Source organism: Paenarthrobacter sp. 10L412 (assembly GCF_056395565.1).
On record NZ_JBFTJT010000001.1, the window covers coordinates 325,120 to 342,608 of the forward strand.

Sequence of the window (17,489 nt, forward strand, 5' to 3'; positions counted from 1 at the left end):
ACAAGGTGCCCTCTACCAAATCTGTGATCTTCCGCCCCCGAAAGGCAGCCACACATGTCCTCAGACGCACACATTCCCGTTATCCTCGGCGGTGCCCGTACCCCGTTCGGACGGTTCCGCGGGGGGCTTGCTCCCCTCTCCGCGAGCGAGCTCGGTGCCCACGCTATCCGCGCCGCGCTGGAACGCACCGGCGTCCGGGCCGAGCAGGTCGATGCCGTCATCGTCGGCCAGGTGATCCAGGCCGGAGCTGGTCAGGGACCCGCCCGACAGTCGAGCCTGGCTGCCGGGATCGGCTGGGATGTACCCACCGTGACGGTGAACAAGCTCTGCCTCTCGGGCCTCACCGCCGTGATCGACGCCTCGCGTATGGTGCGGGCTGGGGAGGCCGATTTCATCGTTGCCGCCGGCCAGGAATCCATGACCAACGCCCCGCACCTGCTTAAGGGCCTGCGAGCGGGCGTCGCCATCGGAGACACGACCCTAGTGGACTCTCTGAACCACGACGGCCTCCAGGACCCCCTAAGCGGGGAACTGATGGGCACTGTCACCGATTCCGGAAACGTCAGCCGCGGCATCAGCCGCCGCGAACAGGACGAAGTTGCAGCCCGTTCTCACCAGCGCGCGGAGGCCGCCCGCGCAGCGGGCATTCTGGCCCAGGAAATTGCACCGATTGAAATCCCCCAGCGCAAAGGACCAGCTCTCGTACTCGACACCGATGAGGGCATCCGACCGGAAACGACGGCGGAGTTGCTGTCCCAGCTCAAGCCCGCCTTCGCCTCCGGTGCAGAGGCGACCATTACCGCCGGTTCCTCCTCCCCCCTCTCCGACGGCGCTGCCGCGCTGGTCATCGCCAGCAAGGCGGCGGCCGAAGCGGCCGGCCTGGAGTGGATCGCCGAGATCGGCGCGCACGGACAGACGGCCGGCCCTGATGGCTCGCTGCATTCCCAACCAGCACGGGCCATAGAACAAGCCCTCAAACGTGAAGGACTGGACGCCGAGGACCTCGATCTGATCGAGATCAACGAAGCCTTCGCCTCGGTGGTCATCCAGTCCGCCAGGGATCTCGGCGTCGACACGGACCGTGTCAACACCGACGGCGGCGCCATCGCGCTGGGGCATCCCGTTAGCGCATCGGGCGCCCGACTTGTCCTTCACCAGGCGCTGGCACTTGTGCGGCGCGGCGGTGGCGCGGGCGTCGTCGCCCTCTGCGGCGGTGGCGGACAGGGCGACGCCCTGATCCTCAAGGCATAGCCGACCGCATTTCCTACGTCCAATCAAAAAGGATCAGCCACAATGACCAACACCCCCCAGATCGACGGGTTAGGCAGCATCTCCGTCGCGGCCATTCTCGCCGAGTCGGCAGCCCGTTTCCCGGACTCCACTGCCCTCGTCGTCGGAGACGACGAGATCACCTACGGCCAGATGTGGGACCAGACCCGAGGCTATGCCGGGGCCCTGCGCGACCGAGGCGTAGGCCCCGGGGACCCCGTCGCCATCCTCATCCCCAACGGGGCCGATTTCGCTCGCGTCTACTACGCCGTCCTGGCCCTTGGAGGCGTTGTGGTCCCCGTCCACGCACTGCTGAAGGCAGGCGAGATCGAGTACGTGCTGCGCGACAGCGGCACAAAACTGCTGGTCTGCGCTGCGCAGCTGTTGTCGGAGGGTGCCGCGGCCGCATTGGCGGCTGGTATCGACATTCTGAGCGTTCTGGCACCCGAGAGTGCTGCCGGCCCCGCCCGGCTGGAAGCAGAAGCAGCCGCCGCGTCCGCGATCCGAAGCTACGTCCCGCGCAGGCCCCAGGACACCGCGACCATCATGTACACTTCCGGGACCACCGGAAAACCCAAAGGTGCCTTGGGCACCCATTTCGCGCTCGTGGAACAGGTCAACGTTTTGCTGACCGGGACTCTCGGCCTCCGCCGGGGCGATATGGTCTTCGGCGGCCTGCCGCTCTTCCACACCTTCGGCCAGACGTGTGTGCTCAATGCGGGCTTTCGCGCGGGCGCCACCTTGGTGATGTGTCCGCGGTTCACCGGGGACGCCGCCCTGCAACTGCTGCACAAACACAAGATCAACGTGTTCTTTGGCGTGCCCACCATGTACGTGGCACTGCTCGAAGCCGCCAAGGCCGCTCCACTGCGCCCTCAAGGTCTGCGCTACGCCATCTCCGGCGGCTCGGCGCTGCCGCTGGCCGTGTTGGAGAAATTCCGCGAGGCCTTCGGAGTGGAAATTTACGAGGGCTACGGCCTGACTGAAACCTCCCCCGTGACCGCCTTTAACCATGTGGGAATAACACCGAGACCGGGTACCGTCGGAACCCCCGTATGGGGTGTGGACGTCGAGATCGCCAGCCCGGAGATCGCCGACTCTATCAACTTCCTTCCCCGTGGCGAGCTCGGAGAGCTGGTGGTTCGCGGACACAATCTGTTCAAGGGCTACCTGAACCGACCAGAGGCCACAGCCGAGGCGGTGGTGGAGGGATGGTTCCGCACGGGAGACCTCGGAATCAAGGACGAGGACGGATACCTGCACATCCTAGATCGCAAGAAAGACATGATCATCCGCAACGGCTACAACATCTATCCGCGCGAAGTCGAAGAAGTCCTGAACCAGAACCCGGAGGTCCTCAGCGTTGCCGTCTTCGGCATTCCCCATGAGGTGCACGGCCAGGAAATAGCCGCCGCTATCGTTGCGATCCCGGGCAGCACCGTCACCCCCGAGGAACTGGTCGCCTACACCAAGGACCGGCTAGCTGCCTACAAGTACCCGCGCATCATCGAACTGATGACAGAGCTGCCGCAGGGGCCCAGCGGCAAGATCCTCAAGCGGAAACTCGCCGCCCACTACGCCGAAGACCTGAACTCCCCAGCATCGGCTCCGGAAAGGGCGACGAAATGAGCTACACCGATTGCGAGACGCCGGCGCACCGCAGCCCTCAGGACGGTTCAGATTGCAGACGTCAAGCTCGAGGACGTCTGGCTCGATGAATCCTTCAGGCTCCAGCATGCGAATTCGTTCGCCGACACCGCCCGGGTCCTGAGCCAGTCGCGTCTGGAAGTCGCCTTCTCTGCAACCGGAAACGCCATGGGGGCGTATGAGAAGGCCCGCTCGTGCCCCTGCAACGTCGACAAGTTCGGCAGACCAATCGCAGAATTCCAGCTCGTCCAGGACCTGCCGGTGTGAGCACGCGGAAACGTTACATCGGCCCTGCCTTCGCCGTGTCCGTTGCGCGGATGCACGACGAGAGCAGGCAGAAGTCGGAGCATTCATCGATGGCGAAGCTAGTGGTCCTTGGCCAGTGCCGAGAGGCCGCTGTTCTGTGCCGCGAAGTGGTTGGCGGGAATGGGATCGTGGTCGAGCACGGGGTGATGCGCCATTTCATGGATGCTGAAGCTCAATACTCCTTCGAAGGGACCGGCGAGATCAATGCCTTGATTATCGGGCGCCGCTCACGGGTAAGGCGGCGTTCGCGTGATGAACAAGCCACCGACCCGTGACGATTCGATCACAGTCGACAGAACGAACTTCAATTTCCCAGTGAAGATGGAGCTGTCATACGGGGGTGGCTGTACCGGCCTTCCGGCCCTGGACTTCGGGCCGCCACCTCTTGATTCCTCCCCCCCACCTCAACCCACCCAAGACGAAAGAAGTTGTGTCATGAATAGTACGGACAAGTCACACGAGACCACTCCTCGCCTGTCACTGGACAAGTCGAGCGCATTTGTCACCGCTGCCGGACTCCATATCGTCGAGGCGCGAGGAGACAGGGTATCGGGTTGGATCGACCTCGGATCTGACCACCACACTCCTTGGGGAATTGTGCACGGCGGAGTGTACTTGACAGCAGTGGAGTCTGCCGCAAGCATCGGTGCGAGTGCCGCGGTCGCGGACCGGGGTCTCATCGCGGTCGGTGTTCACAACGCAACCGACTTCATCAGGGGCGCCAAGGAGGGTCGCGCCGAGGTTGTCGCACTGCCGATTCAGCAGGGCAATGTCCAGCAGTTGTGGGAGGTCACGATCTCGCGGGCGGCCGATGGTCAAGTGCTCGCGCAGGGCCGTCTCAGATTGCAGAATGTTGAGCCGAGGGCATAACGCCTTGATGCGCGGCCCGCTACGACGCTAAACCCGATTTAGAGACCCTCGCATCAACTGCAATTGAGGAGCCCCGTGCATCTGTCGCCTCTACGTCTCGGTGTTGAAGGCGGAGATCTCTTTGACGCAAATGCTCAACAGTCCGGTGTCGGGGCGAATGCTCTTGGAGAACGTGATCCCCGGGAAACCTTGTTTCGGCCACCCGGACCAGGTCGGCCTGGTCTTCGGCCGCCGGCTGATGAGGGCAGGGCCCCGTCCACCCCGGGCCGGTTCAGGACCAGGGTGATCACCGAGGGCTCGCCCCGAGCCTGCTTGTCGGATATAAGCAATGCCACGATCAAGCAGTACCACAAGGAAGGGAGGGCCCTGCGGACCGAGACAATAATCAACGACAGCCAGGATTTCCGAATCGGCAAACGACTGGCAAACATGCCCGCACTGCGGGAGATCGGCTTCACTGCCAACAGGCGCCTGCTACGCGTCCAAAGAATCAGCCACGACCCGATCACCGGAACCCAGGCACTACGGCCATCACCGACCCAGTCATCACCGCCACTGGGGCCCGGATCCCTGGACTGCGCCTCGGGCAACAACGAAGCCACGCACTCTTGTCCGCGTTGCCAGTGTTCAAGCTGCAACCGGACGGGTCCATCAAGCGGGATCTGCCCGCGCTCACCGCACGGCTAGGTGGAACGCACCCCGGCACCGTTACCGTCGGGCAGACGACCCATGATCTGCGCCGGCTTCGTCACCACGGCCTCCCCGAACGCATCCCACACTCCCACCGCTACCGGGTCACTCACACCGGCCTTTCCACCGCCATGTTCATCAGCGCCGTTCACGACCGGCTGCCCCCACCGGCCTGGCCGACCTGGAAACCCCGGCACCAACGAGGCTTCGAGCCGCCACGCGCTCCTTCCAAGCCGCGATGGACAACCTCACCCACATCATGGGACTGGCCGCTCAGCCCCGAATCTGACCCAGCCACCAAAAACGCGTCCCAAAAATCAGGGGTTCGCCGACTTAGCCTTCTAGTCGCCGTGCGGACCATGCGTATTGAAGTCAATAGTCAGGCGGCCGGCTCGTCGAGGTGTTCGCGGCCTCGATGCCGGCGAGGAACTGCGCGCTGTCCCGGTGCTCCAGAAGGGCCGTAACGATCTCGTGAGTGTCCGGGTCTATCCGGGTCAGCTCCGCCGCGAATGCCTCGAGGTAGGCCGTCCTGTCGATGCGGGAGGCCACCTTGCCGGAGGTCGCGGCGTACTGTGCTGCAGCTCCGAGCAGGTAATTCATCAGGGCCACTCCTGCGTCCGAGCTGCCAGTGCCGGTAACTTCCATGCGGCTCCAGCAGGGGATCCCAGCCCTTTACAGATGCGCAAGACCTGCCGGCTGCATGGGTTCTCTCCCTAGTTGCGTTCCGACCCAGGGGCGTGCGGAGAGTGCATCGAATCTCCCGAGGGCGAGCCCGCGAGATGATTCGCGGGATCTGGATCGTCAGCAGCGCTCGAAAATATCCCGCCGACGATGTGATCCGTTGCTCCGCGAGGAGCTCATCCTTGCCGGCCACGTAGTGGCAGATCGCACCGCGGCCGGTGGCGAGGTAGTCCGTCAGGGCCCGGACGGCCAGGACGCCCTCCTACGACGAGTCGAGCAGCTCGACGGTCGCTGGAAGGGGAGCAGGGCGGCTGCGTCGTCGCAAGATCGCTTGCACGCCATGCTTCGACAGCTATAGTCCATAGAGTGAGTGTTCAGATACCCCGATCGACGTCCGACCGAATCGACGGCCGTGCTCTGCGTCACCAGCATCGGCGTCCAGAGATCGTGGCCGCCCTCGCCGAGTACATTCTCGAATTTGGTTTGGCGGAATTTTCTCTTCGGCCTGCTGCGGTCGCGGTTGGGGTGACCCACGCGACTCTTTTGCGTCACTTTGAGAGCAAAGAGGCTCTAATCCATGAGGTCGTCGACAAGATCAGGGCCGACATCGTCAGGACCACCGTCGGAGCGGGTGTGCCGCTGGCTTCCGGAGTAACAAAACTCGAGGACTTCGTTTTTGACGTTTGGAAGCGACTGACTTGCGGGTCGAATGTGCATCAGTTTCCTCTGTTATACGAGCTTGTGGCTGATCTGCATTACAAGGGCGTCGACCGTAACCAAATTCGCGGCTCCCTGTCTCAGGATCTAACGGTGCCGATCGTGCAAACTTTCATGAGGCATTTTGGTCTCAGTGCGGATGAGGCTGACATTGTCACGACACTTGTAGTGGCGCAGTATCGGGGTGCGGCGGTCGAGCTCATTTTGACCAGAGACGAGGCCCGCGCGGATCGCGCGATGCGCCGCTTTGCAAAGGCGGTTGCAGTGGATGTGCGCAGCCGCGGCGGAAGCACAACAGTCTGACTTCGTTCGTCGAGGCAAGGGTTCGGAGGGCTGCACGTTTCCGGCGTGTTAAGAACGCGTGAAATGTGACTACCAATCGGTACGCGTACCGATTGGTAGTGTTACTTTTGGAACTGACGAGCCAGGCAGACGGCCCGCCCATGTCGCAGAACGAATGGATCTCATCGTGCCCGAATACCCCCACCGCAGCATGCTCGAATTTGAACTCTTCACCGGAGCCGAGCAGCATGAGAATTTCAGCCGCATCAGCGAGCTCGTACCGAACACGGTAATGAGCGCGGCAACGCAGCCACGGCCCTGGCCGCAAGGCGAGGACGCCGAGCTTCCCACGAGCTACGACTTCGAGGGAGTCAAACGCTCGACCACGCAATTCCTTGCCGACACTGACACTGCTGCACTCTTGGTGTTGCAGGACGGCGCGATTCGCTTCGAGAAGTACTGGCTCACGGGCGGGGTAGATGTTCCGTGGTTGTCAATGTCGGTCGCTAAGAGCTTTGTTTCGGCCCTGGTCGGTATTGCGCTCGAGGAAAAGCTCTTTTCCTCCATCGACGAGTCCATCAGTGCCTACGTGCCGGTGGAACCCGGATCCGCGTACGACGGAGTTTCGATCAGGGATGTCCTGCACATGTCGTCGGGTGCACGATGGAACGAGGATTACAGTGACACTGACTCGGATATCTTCAAACTGTCCGGGGCTCTCGTCGGTGAAGGAAACGGACTTGACGGGTTCATCGCGAGGATGACGCGTGAGAGCGAACCCGAGACGGTCTGCCGTTATAACTCCGGCGAAACTCAAGTACTTGGCGCGTTTATTGCTCGCGTCACAGGCCGCAGTCTGTCGGAATACATGCGTGAAAAGCTCATCGAGCCGCTCGGTTTCGAGGCCGACGGGACTTGGATCACCGACTCCCTCGGCACCGAGATGTCATTCGCCGGACTCAACCTCATCTCGCGAGACTACGCCCGTCTCGGCGAGCTTTACCGCAATGGCGGCAACTGGTTCGGCGAGCAGGTAGTCCCAGAATCGTGGGTGAAGGACTCCGTCACAGTCGACTCACCCATCCGGGAGGCGGGCGCCGCGATCGTTGGTACTCATCCAATCGGCCTCGGTTACGGCTATCAGTGGTGGGTTCCCAATATCCGCGAGGGTGAATTCGCCGCTATCGGCGTGTATAACCAGCTGATCTACGTACTGCCCGAGGCGCGAGCGGTAATTGTGAAGTTGTCGGCGAATCGGAAGTATGGTACGTCGCCTGACGAGGCAACGAACCAGGACGTCGAGAACGTGGCGTGCCTACGAGCGATTGCTGAGTCGCTTTAGTCCGTGGCTCTCCCGCGTTCGACAGGAAATCCCGTACTCAACGCGCCGATTGCAACCAGCGGCGGCCACTGCGCCACCGACTCGCACCACGGGCACCAGGGGGACCACGGGTGAGAATCCGACGCGCCAGCGCTGTCATCGCCGCTAGCCTCCGATCTGCCGCCGCAGCGATTCGCCTCATCGCTGCCGCAACAGCGCCTACCGCTATGGCTCTCATCATGGTGCTACTCGCCCTGGTCTGCGGAGTGTGAACGTTTGGCCTTCTGGGCAACGACAGCGTGCGTAGTTTGATATCTGTTGCAGGAGGATGTGGCCTGATGTAAACGCGGGCCGATGTCCGGGCCTGGCGGGACTCCTCTTGGTCGTGGGAATCGTTTTCGCGTACTTCCCGCTGATGGCGGGTGAACTTGACGCCGCGGGCCCGGCCGTCTTCGGCCCGGTCAGCATCACCCTTCTGGCGGTAGTCGTCACCGCCCCGGTTGTCGGACTCATCCAGGCAGCGGCGCTGCGCCGCAAACCCCGTGCCGGGCAAGACCTGGATGAGCAGCCGTTCCTCGACGAGGCGGTTACCCCCTGAAGCTTGTCTCCTGCAAGACTCCATCCTTCACGAATCCCCACCCAACGCACTCATACAGTGCACTAAGGAACTTTCCCCATGAACCTCCCCTCCACTGATGCCGCCGCAGGCACCGCCGGAATGCTGACCCTGCAGCCCGCCGGACCGTTGGCCAACCTCACAGCTTCAGAGTTCGTACAGATCCGCGAGATCATCTCGGCCGGACCCACCTTCACACTCACCACCCGTTTTGCGTATGTAGGGCTGGAGGAGCCGCATAAGCGGGAAGTTCTTGCTTTCCAAAAGGGCGGCGGTCCGCGTCCTGAGCGTCTTGCCCGGGTGATGCTGCTGGATATGGCTACCGGTGCTGCCACGGACAATATCGTCTCCCTCGATCAGGCCCGCGTGCTCCGGTCTGTTGACATCGACCCTGGCGAGGGCCAGGTCCCGATCCTACTGGAGGAGTTCGACGCCATCGCCGGGATCTGTGCCGAAGATCCTCGCTGGGTTCAGGCCCTGGCCGACCGCGGGACGGTTCCGGAGAAGGTCATGTGCATTCCGCTGTCGGCAGGGTCCTACGGGTTTGAGGAGGAAGTCGGCCGGCGCATCGTTCGCGTTCTGGCTTTCCGTCAGGACTACCCCAAAGACCACCCCTGGGCGCACCCTTTGGAGGGCCTGTGCGCATACGTTGACGCCACAGACCGCAAGATCACGCGACTTATCGACACAGGGGCGGTGCCCATCGCGGCCGAGTCCGGCAACTTTGATGACCCCAAGGTGCAAGGTGAACCGTTGACGTCTTTGAAGCCGATCGAAATCACCCAGCCAGAAGGTCCGAGCTTCAGTGTTGACGGGGAATCGGTGAGCTGGGCGAACTGGAAGTTCGACATCGGCTTTGATGCCCGGGAAGGACTTATTCTGCGCAACCTTTCCTTCACCGACGACGGGAAGGAAAGGCCTGTCATTTACCGCGCCTCAATCGCTGAGATGGTCGTGCCCTACGGTGATCCTTCCCCGATCCGGTTCTGGCAGAACTACTTCGACCTCGGCGAATACCTGTTCGGGCGGTTCACCAATTCACTTGAGCTGGGCTGCGACTGCGTAGGCGAGATTAAGTACTTCGACGCGGTCCTCGCGGACGAGGCCGGCACCCCATACACCATCAAAAACGGGATCTGCATGCACGAAGAGGACTTCGGGACACTCTGGAAGCACTCCGACATGTTCACCGGATCCAATGAGGTCCGCCGTTCCCGACGCCTGGTCATCAGCAGCTTCACCACTGTGGGCAACTACGATTACGGCTTTTACTGGTACCTCTACCTGGATGGCACCATCGAGCTTGAGGCCAAGCTCACCGGCGTCCTTTTCACGTCCGGCTACACGGCGGCCGGCGCTCCCTATAACTCCGAGGTGGCACCCGGGTTGGGTGCCCCGTATCATCAGCACCTGTTCAGCGCACGCCTCGACATGATGGTCGATGGGGTCACCAACGCAGTGGATGAAGTGGACGCCGTGCGTCTTCCCTACAGCGACACCAACGACCGCGGAGAAGCTTTCACCAAATCAGTCACGCGCCTGACCACCGAACAAACAGCATCGCGGGAAGCCAAGGGCTCCGTAGGCCGGGCTTGGCACATCGTTAACACCGAGAAGACAAACCGTCTGGGCCAGCCCACCGGATACGTCCTTTACCCGGATGACAAGCCCACCCTGATGGCCGACCCGGACTCCTCGCTCGCAGCGCGGGCAGCCTTTGCCACCAAACACCTGTGGGTCACCCAATACGACCCGGCCGAACGCTACGCTTCCGGGGATTTCGTCCACCAAAGCCCCGGAGGAGGCGGACTCCCGGCCTTCACGGCCCAGGACCGGTCCGTGGACGGCGAAGACATCGTCCTCTGGCACACCTTCGGACCCACGCACTTCCCCCGCCCCGAAGACTGGCCAGTCATGCCCACCGACTACGCCAAATTCACCCTGAAACCCTACGGCTTTTTCGGCAAGAACCCGGCCCTGAACGTCCCACCCAACAAAGCAGCCACAGGACACTGCACAACCCCGACCGCCGCTGACACCCATGGGTGCCACGACTAACCATGGTCGAAGCCCTGCACCTTGGGACCGTCGGCCTGGCCGCGGTCGGTGCCTGCTGCACCGCCGCGGCCAAGTCCCGCGGAAAGACCCTGAACATGATCACCGCGCTGATCATGCTCCTCGCGATGGCAGACAGTGCCCTGCACGTAAGCCCGATCCCCGGAGCCGGTTGGGCGGCGATAATGCTGGTCGCGGCCCTGGGCAGCGCTTTCGCGTCGCGGCGCGGACAGGGCGGGTCGCCTGCCCGCGCCGGTTCCCGGTTCGCCGAAGACGCTGTGAGCCGCAACCGGATGGGCATGCACCGGAATATTGGGCTCATCCTGACGGCGGCCTTACTCATCATCATGGACACCCATCCGATGGCGTCCGGACGTATGCCGGACAGTAGTCATTTCGCGCACGACGGTCATGCGACCGACGCGCTGGTCATGGTGCTCAGCGCAGGCGCGGCGCTCTATGCGGCGGCGAGCGGGTGGATGGCACTACGTTGCCATGGATCACCGCGCAGCAACCGCATCGAAGCCGCAGCGATGGGACTCTCCGTGGTGATCATGTCCCTGACAGGAATTGGATGACATCTCGCGAAGACTTGGTAAGCCGTCGACCAATTAGCTGCCTCGTTCGACGATCCTGACGGGGGCGTGTCAGCTTATCCTTGATCCACCCCCCTTTGCCTGTCAGCTCCTCAGCATGTCCCTTGCGTCGGAAAGGCACCGTCCCAAGCGGTCGAGTTTGGTCACCACAGAACATGACAGATCCTTGTGACCAGTCCGACGACAGAACGCCCATTATCGACGTTTGAAGCGCCGTATGAGTAGCGGCGCGGTTCGGTGTTCCGGTCGCCGACCATCGACCCCGAGGCCAACGTCAGGAACGACCGGAGACCAAGCCCTCCCAGGAAGGGTGCCCGGAAGAAAAGCTATGGATCCATATGGTTATCAGAACCCGGGCCAGCCTCCGGCATACAGACTTCCTGGGACGACGATTCCCACCTCGTTCACAAAGACAGTCGCAACGCAGTCTTTTCTGCTTCGAAGGCGGCGACTTCTTCGAGAATGATCGGCGCGGCGGTGGTGGCTGCATGGATGCCAATAACGCTAGCGATTTCCATGACTTCGAGTATTTCCTCGATCGTAGCGCCGTAACGGAGCGCGTTCTCCATGTGCAGCTTGGTTCCCCGCTCGTAAAGGTGCGTCGCGGCAATGTCGAAGGCGATATAGATCAATTCCTTGACCTTGGGCTCGAGCGGACCGTGTTTCCAGGATGCCGAGGAGAATTCGGTGTAGCCCTCTAAGTATTCAGGGTCAAGCTCCAAGGTGTCGTCCCAGATCTTGTTCCAGTAGCCGCGGTTCGCGGTGAACTCCTTCTTAACCCGCTCCTGGTACTCGGTGAGCGGTTCTTTTGCCTGACGCGCTCCGGCTTCATCAAGGACCTCACACAGAATAGGAACTCCCACGTTCATGGCGTGCACGCCCAGAGTGCTGGCCAGTTCCACTACCTCCATAATTTCCGCGGACGTGGCACCGGAGCGAAGGGCGGCCCGAACATGTTGCCGAACACCAGGGAGATACATGTGGGTTGCCGCACTGTCTACGGCGATATAAATGAACTCCTTGACCTTGTCTTCCAAGTGATTCTTTTTCCACGGGACGGATGCCATGGAAAGGTAGCCGGACAGGAACTCGGGGCTGAGAATCAGGATCGATTCCCACGCCTCTCCCCAGGTCCCGCGGACGCTGATGAATTCGTGCTTGATTTCTTGTTGGCGGGCTGTCAGTTCCATTGATGTCCTTTTCTGCGTGTATGTCGGGCCGGCGGGGATGAGTAACCCTATCTTTGGCTGACTATGGATCCTTGCGAAGTTGCAGCCACCCATCGGGCAATTTCCGTGTGGTCGGCGTTGTCCGGGAGGTTTGCTGCCGCCTCTTCCCAAAGCTGGATGGCGGCGTGGCTGAGCCTGGACTCGGAATGGACCCGGTCAGCGAGGTCAACTGCAATCTTCATGTCCTTGAGCATCAGTTTCAGGGCGAAGCCCGAGTTGAATGTGCCGGAAAGAATGAAGTTGGGCCACTTGTTCTCGGTCGAGCCGCTTTTTCCGCTGGAGTCATTGACAATTTGCAATAGAAGCGAAGGGTCCACGCCGAAGCTTTGCCCGGCGAGGATGGCCTCGCTGCTAACAAGCAGATGAGCGGCGGACATGAGATTGTTCAGTGCTTTGGCCGCGTGACCTGCACCCACCATGCCGGCGCGCTTGACGGTTCCGAAGCAGTTCAGAATAGCGGAGGCATCGAGGAGGTCCTCGTCGTCTCCCCCTGCCATGACGGTCAACGTGCCGTTTTGGGCACCCCTCACGCCCCCCGATACAGGAGCATCAATGAAACGGATGCCTCTTTGGCGAAGTTGATGTTCCAAGGACTGGCTGCGGAACGGATCGCTGGAGCCCATGTCGATGACCAGACTGTTGCTGGTCAGGCTGTCGTTCACTTCCGGGCTCATGATGACAGCTTCGACGACATCGGAGTTGGGCAGCATCAGGATGACGGTGGATGCACCGGCAACTGCTTCCGCTGGCGACGCACAACTGGTGCCGCCTGCTTCGGCCAGTCGCGTTCGTGCCTCCTCGGCGAGATCGAAACCGCGGACCTTGTGTCCTGCCGCCAGGAGTCGTTTTACCATTGGCATTCCCATGTTGCCGAGGCCAAAGAATGCGGTTGTAGTCATGACGTCTCGCTCAATTTCATTTCAGTGAGAACCTTTTCCGCCACCCGAAATGACTCCAAGGCGGCGGGGACGCCGACGTAGATGGCTGTCTGCATAAGAACTTCCTGAATTTCCCGTTGCGAGAGGCCGTTGTTGATGGCGCCGCGAACATGAACTTCGAGTTCGTGTGACCGGTTCAGAGCCGTGAGCATCGCAAGGTTGATCATGCTGCGGCTACGCCGGTCAAGACCATCGCGGTTCCATATGGCGCCCCAGCAGTACTCTGTGACGAGTTCCTGAATGGGGCGGCTGAACTCGGAAACCTGCCCGAGGGATCGCTCCACGTGGCTGGCGCCGAGGACCTCTTTGCGGGTGGTCAGTCCCTCTTCGTACCTGGTGCTGTCGGTGCCGATGTTTTCCATTGTTATTCCTTCCGGAGCTCTGCGGTCTTGGTGTAGTCGGATTCCCCGACCGGCTCGGCCCAATGGGTCACTCCGAGGGAAATCGCGGTGTGCGTCATGAATGAGTCTGGTGCGGCCCCATGCCAGTGGCGCTCCCCCGGCGGGCACCACACGGTGTCACCGGCGTTGAGGACGCGCGGGTTGTTTTCGCCTGATGCTTGGATGAGGCCGCGGCCGGCGATTATCTGGAGTATCTGACCGTCCTCGTGGTGGTGCCAGTACGTCCTTGCGCCGGGCGTGAAGTTCACCGTATTGATGGTGACGCCGTCCGTGGATGCCATCGTCAGGTAGGGGAAGACGGTACCGCTGAACTGTGAACCTTTCTTGTCGGCTGTGCCGTCCTGTACAGGTCCGTTGATGATCCTCATTGCTGCTCCTTCGTTTCGGGCAGCTTTTTGAGGCCGACGGATGCCTGCTCAAAAAGCCGCACACCGCCGGAGGCATCGCCGATGGCATCAACTACTGTGTTGCTGATCTGCTCGGAGTAACCAAGGGCATTGGCCAGACCGAAACTCGCAAGTGGTCCCGCAGAATTGGGGCTAACCACTCCGAGTTCCGCGGCAAGTTCGACGTAGGCCAACACGTCTTTCATCATGAGGGTATTGGTGAGGCCACCTTTGAGATAATCTCCTTTGATGATTTTCGGGAACCGGTTCAGCGACGCGAAACTTACGCCCGAGCTGTTGTTAATGACATCCAGAAGCACATCAAGGTTTAGTCCGGCCTTCTTGCCAGCGACCATGACTTCAGCCGTTGCAGAGAGCGTGGTGGCGTTCAGGAAGTTGTTCAGGAGCTTGGTGGTATGCCCGGCCCCTGACTCGCCGGTATAAAAGATTTTGCTTGAAAAGAGTTCGAGAACCGGGCGCGCACGAGCAAGCGTGGTTTCCTCGCCTCCAACCATCAGAACCAGCTGGCCTTTTTCTGCGGCAGCCGCTCCTCCGGAGATCCCGGCGTCCAGGTAACTCGCACCGGCGGCAGACACCTTACCGCCTAGCATGCGGGTCGACGCAGGGGTGGAGGTGCTCAGGTCGACGACAATTTGCCCGTGCCGCAGGTTCTCCAAAACGCCGCTTTCACCCAGCATGACGTCCTCCACAACGGAGCTCTTGGGCAAGGACAGCAGGACGATGTCCGAGCTGTTCGCCACATCCGCTACGTTCGCGGCAGGGGTAGCACCGGCGGCGGAGATGTTTGCCGGGACGGTATCGAATCCCAACACTTCTCTTCCAGCGCGGGTAATACAAGTGGCCATGCGGCCGCCCATGTTGCCCAGGCCGATAAACCCTATCCGGAGTCCAGTCATCGTTCCATCCCTAAGAAGTTGTTGCCGTAAATCGCCTCGTCAACGCTGGTGGTGTCCCAGGCCCCGGCTCCGCCGCTGGGGCGTACAGTGTTCACAATGGATGCGCCGCCGTCAGCGGCAATCAGCTGCCCGGTGACGTAAGCGGAGTCTTCGCTCAGTAGGAAGGCCACTACGGTTGCTATTTCATCGACAGTGCCTGCCCGCCTCATAGGGGTGGTGCTGGCACGCTGCTCCATATCGTTCTTGCCGCCACTGGTGCTTGCGGCGGCGGCAAAGAGTTCGGTCGGGACGATTCCAGGTGCTACTGCATTGACGCGGACGCCCAGCGGCCCCCCGTAGACGGAGCCGCCATGGACCAACCCCACCACTGCATGTTTTGAGGTGTGGTAGGCCAACAGGTCGGCGGCTCCTGTGAGGCTGGCTATGGATGCCGTGATGGCGATGTTGCCGCCACTGCGCTGCGCCTTGAACTGGCGGAAAGCGGCCCTCATGCCCAGGAACTGTCCGCGCACGTTGACGTTCATGACCCGGTCGAAATCTTCCACCTCGACGTTCGGCAGGGCAGCGAATTTTCCGAAGATCCCCGCGTTGAGATGGTGCAGGTCCACCCGTCCGAAGGCGTCCAGGGCCTCCTGGATGTAGTTATTGACATCAGTCTCGTCAGCAACATCTGCGGCTACGGCGATGCAGCGGGTAGGCAGCGATCGTGCAACGGCGGCGGCGGCTTCTGCCTTGATATCCACGGCGACTACATGTGCGCCCTCCATGGCGAGACGCCTGGCGGAGGCTTCGCCCAGACCGCCGGCCGCGCCGGTAACAATGGCGACCTTTCCGGCAAATCGAGGGAGGGTCATGACTTTTCTTCCTTTCTGCCGATGGTTGCTGCCAGTCCGGCCAGCGGTCCGGCTGTGACGGGTGTAAACCGCTCCAGGGTGGACGGATCGTGGCCCGTCACGAGGTGCTTCGCGCTCGTGGCCATCAGCTGCCTGATCGTGTCGAAGCCGGCGTACACTTCCCTAATGTCATTGACGAACATGAACGGAAGGTCCTGATCGTATTCTTCGTAGTAGTGGATGGCGTCTGAGGCGAGCACTACCTGGCCCTCATTCGTGTCCACGGTGACGATCGACTGGCCGGGCGTATGGCCCCCGACCCGGAACATCCGGATACCGGGGGCGATGATGTGCTCGTGGTCAAAGGTCTTGATTCTTCCCTCGCCCGCCGCCCGCTTCAGGTAGTCAAGCTCCTCTCCTTCTACCGAATGCCGGAACTGCTTTCGGGCGGCGAAGCTGCTGAGCCAAAAATCCAGCTCAGCGCCGGCCATGATGATGTTGGATTCGGGGAACAAGTCCAGGTTTCCGATGTGGTCATAGTGACCGTGGGTGACCAGGACCTGCGGTGCTTCGGAGGGATCGACCCCGAGGGCGGCGAATGCCGCGGCCGGCTCTATCAGGAAAGTGCGGTTCCGGACCTCCCCGCCGTGTTTGGAGAAGCCAGTATCGACGACAACGGTACGTTGTGCGTTGCGGATTACCCAGAAAAAGTAATCCATCTCTATGGGCTCGTCATCCATCTTGTAGATGTGGAAGTTCAGATAAACGTCGCTCTTCACCGTGGACCGCGTACCGAACTTCACAATGCTGACTTGATACCTATCACTGCTACTCATGCTCGCTCTCCTCGCTTGAGGTCCAGCCGCTTGACGTCGGGCGGGTCCCGATTGGGAGGACGAAAAACTTCGTACAGATCGTCGTTACTGTGTTCAGCCAAGGGAAGTAGCGATCGCCTTGGCCGGCCCATTCAGGGCGGGGTACTCGGCTGCCACCCGCGGATCGTGCCCCGGAATGACGGGTGCTCCGGTATCTGCAGAGAGCTCCTTGGCAAATGCCAACGCAGCGCACATCTCGTCGAGGTCTGTGTGCGCGAAAAACGGCCAGCCCTTCTCGAGTTGCTCGGCGAAATGGATCGCATCCGACGCGAGGATCAACGGCCCCGATTTGCTCTGCACGAGTGTCAGTAGCTGTCCTGGGCAGTGGCCGCCGACCGGGTAGACACGCACGCCCGGGTGGACCTCGGTCTCGCCGTCGATCAACCGCAGCCTTTGCTCCTCGCCAGCGCGCATAATCGCCTCCAAGTCGGCGGCCGCAGTGAACTCCCCGACCAGACCGTTCTCCTCGAACTTTGCGGTCCAGTACTCGTACTCGGCGCGGGCGGCGACGATGACGGCTTGGGGGAAGAGGTGAACGTAGCCGATGTGGTCGTAATGGAAGTGGGTGGTGATCACCATGCTGACCTGGGCCGGTTCGATTCCCAGCAGCGCGAGACCCTCGGGAGGCGGCGTGCGGCTAGTCTCCCCGAGCCAGTCTTTCCCGGCGACGTCGTAGCCGGTGTCGATCAGGATGATCGCCTCATCGTTCCGAGCTATCCAGAACGAGTAGTCCATGGGCTGATCCTCATCAGCCTCCCCGGAATTTGCGAACCCATGGAAGACAATGCTCTTCCTGGTCACACGTTCGCCGTACTTGACCTGGATGACGTTGAATTTAGATACGGCAGAAGACACAGGCG

The 17,489-nt window shown here is 61.5% G+C and carries 19 protein-coding genes; 9 read left to right on the top strand and 10 right to left on the bottom strand.

Annotated elements, in window-relative coordinates:
* Window positions 1-54: 54 nt before the first annotated feature.
* The 4 genes from AC1DD7_RS01470 (at window position 55) to AC1DD7_RS01485 (ending at window position 4,092) form a co-directional block, all read left to right on the top strand.
* Complete coding sequence (locus AC1DD7_RS01470) at window positions 55-1,251, top strand: acetyl-CoA C-acetyltransferase (RefSeq protein ID WP_477513497.1); 1,197 nt, start codon at window positions 55-57, stop codon at window positions 1,249-1,251.
* A 42-nt stretch (window positions 1,252-1,293) separates the two neighbouring features.
* Window positions 1,294-2,898: a long-chain-fatty-acid--CoA ligase gene (locus tag AC1DD7_RS01475; protein ID WP_477513498.1), complete on the top strand. Its 1,605-nt coding sequence runs from the start codon at window positions 1,294-1,296 to the stop codon at window positions 2,896-2,898.
* A gap of 281 nt (window positions 2,899-3,179) precedes the next feature.
* Window positions 3,180-3,497: an acyl-CoA dehydrogenase family protein gene (locus tag AC1DD7_RS01480; protein ID WP_477513499.1), complete on the top strand. Its 318-nt coding sequence runs from the start codon at window positions 3,180-3,182 to the stop codon at window positions 3,495-3,497.
* Between the two features lie 160 nt (window positions 3,498-3,657).
* The gene (locus tag AC1DD7_RS01485) at window positions 3,658-4,092 is read left to right on the top strand and encodes a PaaI family thioesterase (protein ID WP_477513500.1); all 435 of its coding nucleotides are present in this window, start codon (window positions 3,658-3,660) and stop codon (window positions 4,090-4,092) included.
* 683 nt (window positions 4,093-4,775) lie between these two features.
* On the opposite strand, the gene AC1DD7_RS01490 is transcribed toward AC1DD7_RS01485, so the two are convergent.
* Window positions 4,776-4,934 (bottom strand): hypothetical protein, encoded by a 159-nt coding sequence (locus AC1DD7_RS01490; RefSeq protein WP_441431026.1) that lies wholly within the window; start codon window positions 4,932-4,934, stop codon window positions 4,776-4,778.
* 220 nt (window positions 4,935-5,154) lie between these two features.
* Window positions 5,155-5,427, bottom strand: a complete 273-nt coding sequence (locus AC1DD7_RS01495; protein WP_477513501.1) for a hypothetical protein — start codon at window positions 5,425-5,427, stop codon at window positions 5,155-5,157.
* 402 nt (window positions 5,428-5,829) lie between these two features.
* Between AC1DD7_RS01495 and AC1DD7_RS01500 the strand changes: the two genes are divergently transcribed.
* The 5 genes from AC1DD7_RS01500 to AC1DD7_RS01520 all read left to right on the top strand — a co-directional run bounded on the left by AC1DD7_RS01500 (window position 5,830) and on the right by AC1DD7_RS01520 (window position 11,032).
* The gene (locus AC1DD7_RS01500) at window positions 5,830-6,483 is read left to right on the top strand and encodes a TetR/AcrR family transcriptional regulator (RefSeq protein ID WP_477513502.1); all 654 of its coding nucleotides are present in this window, start codon (window positions 5,830-5,832) and stop codon (window positions 6,481-6,483) included.
* Window positions 6,484-6,649: 166 nt separating this feature from the next.
* Entirely contained in the window at window positions 6,650-7,804 is a 1,155-nt protein-coding gene (locus AC1DD7_RS01505; protein WP_477513503.1) for a serine hydrolase domain-containing protein, read from the top strand.
* Window positions 7,805-8,111: 307 nt separating this feature from the next.
* Window positions 8,112-8,381: a hypothetical protein gene (locus AC1DD7_RS01510; RefSeq protein WP_441431030.1), complete on the top strand. Its 270-nt coding sequence runs from the start codon at window positions 8,112-8,114 to the stop codon at window positions 8,379-8,381.
* Between the two features lie 78 nt (window positions 8,382-8,459).
* Entirely contained in the window at window positions 8,460-10,457 is a 1,998-nt protein-coding gene (locus AC1DD7_RS01515) for a primary-amine oxidase (RefSeq protein WP_477513504.1), read from the top strand.
* A gap of 2 nt (window positions 10,458-10,459) precedes the next feature.
* Window positions 10,460-11,032, top strand: coding sequence for a hypothetical protein (locus AC1DD7_RS01520; RefSeq protein ID WP_477513505.1), 573 nt, complete (start codon window positions 10,460-10,462; stop codon window positions 11,030-11,032).
* Between the two features lie 422 nt (window positions 11,033-11,454).
* Here AC1DD7_RS01520 and AC1DD7_RS01525 read toward each other — a convergent pair whose 3' ends face one another.
* The 8 genes from AC1DD7_RS01525 to AC1DD7_RS01560 form a co-directional block, all read right to left on the bottom strand.
* On the bottom strand, window positions 11,455-12,240 hold the full coding sequence (locus AC1DD7_RS01525) for a carboxymuconolactone decarboxylase family protein (protein ID WP_477513506.1): 786 nt from the start codon (window positions 12,238-12,240) through the stop codon (window positions 11,455-11,457).
* Window positions 12,241-12,287: 47 nt separating this feature from the next.
* Complete coding sequence (locus tag AC1DD7_RS01530) at window positions 12,288-13,178, bottom strand: NAD(P)-dependent oxidoreductase (protein WP_441431034.1); 891 nt, start codon at window positions 13,176-13,178, stop codon at window positions 12,288-12,290.
* Window positions 13,175-13,579 carry a 4-carboxymuconolactone decarboxylase gene (gene pcaC, locus AC1DD7_RS01535; protein ID WP_477513507.1) on the bottom strand — a complete coding sequence of 135 codons (405 nt, stop codon included), beginning with the start codon at window positions 13,577-13,579 and terminating at the stop codon, window positions 13,175-13,177. The genes AC1DD7_RS01530 and pcaC overlap by 4 nt, the downstream gene beginning before the upstream one ends.
* Window positions 13,580-13,581: 2 nt before the next feature.
* Window positions 13,582-13,986 carry a cupin domain-containing protein gene (locus AC1DD7_RS01540; RefSeq protein WP_441431036.1) on the bottom strand — a complete coding sequence of 135 codons (405 nt, stop codon included), beginning with the start codon at window positions 13,984-13,986 and terminating at the stop codon, window positions 13,582-13,584.
* On the bottom strand, window positions 13,983-14,921 hold the full coding sequence (locus AC1DD7_RS01545; protein WP_477513508.1) for an NAD(P)-dependent oxidoreductase: 939 nt from the start codon (window positions 14,919-14,921) through the stop codon (window positions 13,983-13,985). The genes AC1DD7_RS01540 and AC1DD7_RS01545 overlap by 4 nt, the downstream gene beginning before the upstream one ends.
* Window positions 14,918-15,775 carry an SDR family NAD(P)-dependent oxidoreductase gene (locus AC1DD7_RS01550; RefSeq protein WP_477513509.1) on the bottom strand — a complete coding sequence of 286 codons (858 nt, stop codon included), beginning with the start codon at window positions 15,773-15,775 and terminating at the stop codon, window positions 14,918-14,920. Before AC1DD7_RS01550 ends, AC1DD7_RS01545 begins: the two co-directional genes overlap by 4 nt.
* A complete protein-coding gene (locus tag AC1DD7_RS01555; RefSeq protein ID WP_477513510.1) occupies window positions 15,772-16,590 on the bottom strand; it encodes an N-acyl homoserine lactonase family protein in 819 nt (272 codons plus the stop codon). Before AC1DD7_RS01555 ends, AC1DD7_RS01550 begins: the two co-directional genes overlap by 4 nt.
* 93 nt (window positions 16,591-16,683) lie before the next feature.
* Window positions 16,684-17,484, bottom strand: a complete 801-nt coding sequence (locus AC1DD7_RS01560) for an N-acyl homoserine lactonase family protein (protein ID WP_477513511.1) — start codon at window positions 17,482-17,484, stop codon at window positions 16,684-16,686.
* Between the last annotated feature and the right edge of the window lie 5 nt (window positions 17,485-17,489).

Bases quoted from the DNA above. Each gene is read 5' to 3' on its own strand.
- AC1DD7_RS01525 (WP_477513506.1), bottom strand. From the start codon at position 12,240: ATGGAACTGACAGCCCGCCAACAAGAAATCAAGCACGAATTCATCAGC.
- AC1DD7_RS01475 (WP_477513498.1), top strand. From the start codon at position 1,294: ATGACCAACACCCCCCAGATCGACGGGTTAGGCAGCATCTCCGTCGCG.
- AC1DD7_RS01470 (WP_477513497.1), top strand. From the start codon at position 55: ATGTCCTCAGACGCACACATTCCCGTTATCCTCGGCGGTGCCCGTACC.
- AC1DD7_RS01550 (WP_477513509.1), bottom strand. From the start codon at position 15,775: ATGACCCTCCCTCGATTTGCCGGAAAGGTCGCCATTGTTACCGGCGCG.
- pcaC (WP_477513507.1), bottom strand. From the start codon at position 13,579: ATGGAAAACATCGGCACCGACAGCACCAGGTACGAAGAGGGACTGACC.
- AC1DD7_RS01540 (WP_441431036.1), bottom strand. From the start codon at position 13,986: ATGAGGATCATCAACGGACCTGTACAGGACGGCACAGCCGACAAGAAA.
- AC1DD7_RS01510 (WP_441431030.1), top strand. From the start codon at position 8,112: ATGTGGCCTGATGTAAACGCGGGCCGATGTCCGGGCCTGGCGGGACTC.
- AC1DD7_RS01495 (WP_477513501.1), bottom strand. From the start codon at position 5,427: ATGGAAGTTACCGGCACTGGCAGCTCGGACGCAGGAGTGGCCCTGATG.
- AC1DD7_RS01530 (WP_441431034.1), bottom strand. From the start codon at position 13,178: ATGACTACAACCGCATTCTTTGGCCTCGGCAACATGGGAATGCCAATG.
- AC1DD7_RS01515 (WP_477513504.1), top strand. From the start codon at position 8,460: ATGAACCTCCCCTCCACTGATGCCGCCGCAGGCACCGCCGGAATGCTG.
- AC1DD7_RS01520 (WP_477513505.1), top strand. From the start codon at position 10,460: ATGGTCGAAGCCCTGCACCTTGGGACCGTCGGCCTGGCCGCGGTCGGT.
- AC1DD7_RS01485 (WP_477513500.1), top strand. From the start codon at position 3,658: ATGAATAGTACGGACAAGTCACACGAGACCACTCCTCGCCTGTCACTG.
- AC1DD7_RS01545 (WP_477513508.1), bottom strand. From the start codon at position 14,921: ATGACTGGACTCCGGATAGGGTTTATCGGCCTGGGCAACATGGGCGGC.
- AC1DD7_RS01555 (WP_477513510.1), bottom strand. From the start codon at position 16,590: ATGAGTAGCAGTGATAGGTATCAAGTCAGCATTGTGAAGTTCGGTACG.